The following is a 3,683-nucleotide window of genomic DNA, read 5'->3' as shown; positions in this document are numbered from 1 at the left end:
ACCCAATACACAAGGAACGGATGTCAATGGAGATAATATTACAGATCTTCATAAAACTCAATCTGGAGATACATATGGCTCCTTATCAAAAAAGTATGGCGTAAGTATAGATAATTTAAAAGCCTGGAATGGCTATGGAGAAAAATCTATTCCTACAGGAGTAGATTTAATTGTATCTCAAGAAGGATATAATCAAAAGCATCCAGCTACCACAATTCCTAGCGGCAGCACTACTAATAATAATTCTCATCCACTTTCTGAACTTATTAATCCTACCATTGAAGAAGCAGGAAAGGCATCTGGTAAATCTGCAGAATATGTTCAAAAACAACTCCGAGAAGAAGGACTTTTGGGAGCTAGTAACGGTAAAAATTATCAATCTCCTGGTATGACAAAACCTAAACATGATTTTGATATATCCAGACCTAAAGAAATGGGAAATGGTTCTTATACAACAAAGAATTATTTGCCTAATACAAAATTAACAAACGGTCTTAAATTAATAGCTAAAGGTGCAGAATTTACAGGTCCTATAATGGATTCTTACGCATTAACTGAAGTTATTAGAGGCAGGGCTGAAACGTATACACTTCTTCCTTTATCATTTGTATTTGAAGACTTTTCTAACGAAGTTGATAAAGAATTATTAAAAGTCGCTGTTTCTCAAGGATATGAAGCTACTAACAATTATGTATCTAGTCGTCCAAGCTCTAAAACTGGATTACAAATGATATATGTAAATCAAGAAGATTATTTAGGGCTTTTATCAGGCAAATTCGGTTCATTGTCAGAAGTAAAAAGTATGGGAGATATGCAACAAGGCTATGCCATATTAATACAACAGCAAGAGAAATCTTTTAATATATTAGCAGGATTTAAATTTAGATAAAATGAAAATAGCACACATATTATTATTTGCAACCTGTATTGCATTTTTCTCATGTAATACACTTTCATATGAAGGATTATTATTTAAAGGAGAAAATGCTTTCAATAAAGGAAATTATATTGATGCAATTAAGTTTTTTTCTGAAGCAATAAATATTAATAAATCTGATCCGCAAGGATACATATTCAGAGGATGCTGTTATAATAGACTCAATCAATTTGAACTTGCAATAATAGATCTGCAAAGAGCAGAGGAGTTAAACGGAGATCCTTTATCCATAAATATTAATCTAGGAGAATCTTTTTACAATACTGGAAAAACTGATTTAGCTTATATATGTTATAATAAAGCTAAACAAATAGATTCAACTATATATGCTTTAAATTATAATCTAGGGATATATTATTATTATAGTCAGAACAATATAAATAAAGCTATATATAGTTACTCACAAGCAATTAAAAACAACGAAAAAAATGAATATGATGTATATGCACAAAGAGCTTTATGTTATTGGGATATAAAAGAATATGGTTTGGCTTTAAATGATATTAATAAAGCAATTTCTCTAAAAAAAGATGACGATCATTGTTATTTGATTAAAAGTTCAATACTATACGAAATGGGACAAATCAAAAAAGCAATAGAAACATTAACACAATGTATAAAGATTAACAATAAAAATTTAGAAGCATATTATTATAGAGCCAACTATTACATAGAAATTAACGACAATCAAAATGCATGTAAAGATTTTGATGTATTAATTCGAGAAAATTATAAGGAAAAAAATTTCAATAAAACTGTAAATAACTATTGTAGGTAGGGGTAGTGTTACAGATTATCTGTTTTACAAAAATAAACGGCTAACCTGTTGATCTTCATTAAATAAAATTTACTTTGTATTCTAAAAAAGGAGGTATGCATACAAGCACCCCTCCTTTTTTATTGTTTAAAATTGAAATATGAAGGTTTTTAAAAACCTGTTGTTACAGATTATCAGCTGAGAAAAACAGAAACCAAACCTATAAGGTTTTATAATCAGTGAACTTATTTATAAAGTAAAAACAGTAGTACAAATAACATTGCATATTACCATCTTCTAAACCTTATAGGTTTGGTTCAATTTTACACGAACGTTTAATTACGATTCTCCTTTTACGACAAACAAATTAAAATCCATTGTAATAGGAAGCAACACATACAACTTCACGCACGATGTGAATGGTAACATGACAAGCGAAGGTGATACCGCAAGGCATCTGGAATATGACTGTGCAGATCGCTTACGTGCTTTCTTTGTGCAGACCGGCACCGCAGAGCCGAGCAAGTATACGCATTACCTCTATGATGGATCTGGCAATCGTGTAAAGAAACTTACCCGCAGGCAGGGCGGCAAATATACTGCGACCACCTATATTGACGGAGCTTTTGAATATACGAAGGAAAGTACCGGTTACGATGGTATACCCAACTTAACCATTGGTACATGGATCATTGGCCAGTACAGCAGCGGCGGTGAACAGAATATCATTCATATCATGGGTGGCGCAACCAAATGCATTGGGGCTGATCTGGGAGACTCTACTCCTGCTGTTAAGTACAATTTATCTGATCACCTCGGGTCTTCCTGTGTGCAGTTGGACACCAATGGTACAACCGTATCACTGGAAGAGTATTATCCATTCGGAGAAACTTCTTTTGGTTCTTATGCGAAAAAACGTTACCGCTTCTGCGGCAAGGAAAAAGACGAAGAGAGCGGCTTGTATTACTATGGCATGCGTTACTACTCCCCATGGACCTGTAGGTTTATTAGCGTGGATCCGCTGGCGGGGAAGTATGCATATCAGTCCCCCTATCCTTATGCTTCGAATAAACCTATCAACAATACGGATATTGACGGAGCAGAAACACCAGGTCAACCTCAGAGTCCGTCTGGCGGTGCATCAGGTAGTGGACAACCTACATCACGTGCAGGAGCTGTAACCGGAACCTCCGGTTCATCTGCTGCCGGATCAACATCAGGTCAAATTTATGTGATGCCTCCTCCTCCTGCTGGTATGTTTAATGATGTACTGCAGAAAATGAAACAAAATACCAGTAGTACTACTCAAAATACAAAAACATCCGATATAAGTAAGTATTCTGAAACAACAAATAATCTGGGAAATGTTAAGCCTCATTTCAATACACTCGAAGAAGCAGGCAATAGTCTAAGTGATCAATTGTATATATATGAACCAGAATATAATGCAGCTGCAAAAATTGAAAAAGGTATTGAAATAGTCAACGATCTGCCTACTCCGGAAGCTAAAATAGCAGGTATAGTATTATCAAGTACTTATAGTAGTTTAGATGCAATTTTTTTATATTCAACAAAAATTTCCGGAGATGTTGGAATAACTTCTGAAGGTCTTACTCATATGAATGGGGCTCCAGCCGTAGGTACCGAAGTACAAGATGCTGGAATTTCAAGTCTTCTTATTGTGGGTACTTGGGGGATGATGAGTACAGAAAGTGCTGTTGCAAATAGAATAGCGGCGGCAATAGAAGCAGAAGCGGCGGCGGCGGCAACTGAAAGTACAGTTACAACTGGATTAACAAATGCAGAAGTTAGAGTATGGTATAATGAGCAACTTGAGTCACTTAATACTTCCGTTGCTTTTACAGAAGAAAATGCAATGGCTTTAAATGCACAGAGAAATGCTTTAAAAATTGAAGCGAGAGCAATGATGGCAGACAGAGAGGCGGCAGCATTACTTGAAAAAACCGATCCTATCAGACCTTTTGAATA

The 3,683-nt window shown here is 35.1% G+C and carries 3 protein-coding genes; all 3 read left to right on the top strand.

Annotated features, from left to right (window positions below):
- A partial coding sequence (locus ACTHJT_RS08485) for a LysM peptidoglycan-binding domain-containing protein (protein WP_440237590.1) occupies nt 1-889 on the top strand: 889 nt, incomplete at its 5' end.
- Nucleotide 890: 1 nt separating this feature from the next.
- Complete coding sequence (locus ACTHJT_RS08480; RefSeq protein WP_440237589.1) at nt 891-1,715, top strand: tetratricopeptide repeat protein; 825 nt, start codon at nt 891-893, stop codon at nt 1,713-1,715.
- A 406-nt stretch (nt 1,716-2,121) separates the two neighbouring features.
- Nucleotides 2,122-3,683: RHS repeat-associated core domain-containing protein (locus ACTHJT_RS08475; RefSeq protein WP_440237588.1), on the top strand; the 1,562-nt coding region annotated here is incomplete at its 3' end.

This window comes from Cytophaga sp. (assembly GCF_051961495.1).
Lineage (GTDB): Bacteria > Bacteroidota > Bacteroidia > Cytophagales > Cytophagaceae > Cytophaga.
This window is presented reverse-complemented; position numbering and strand designations above follow the sequence as displayed.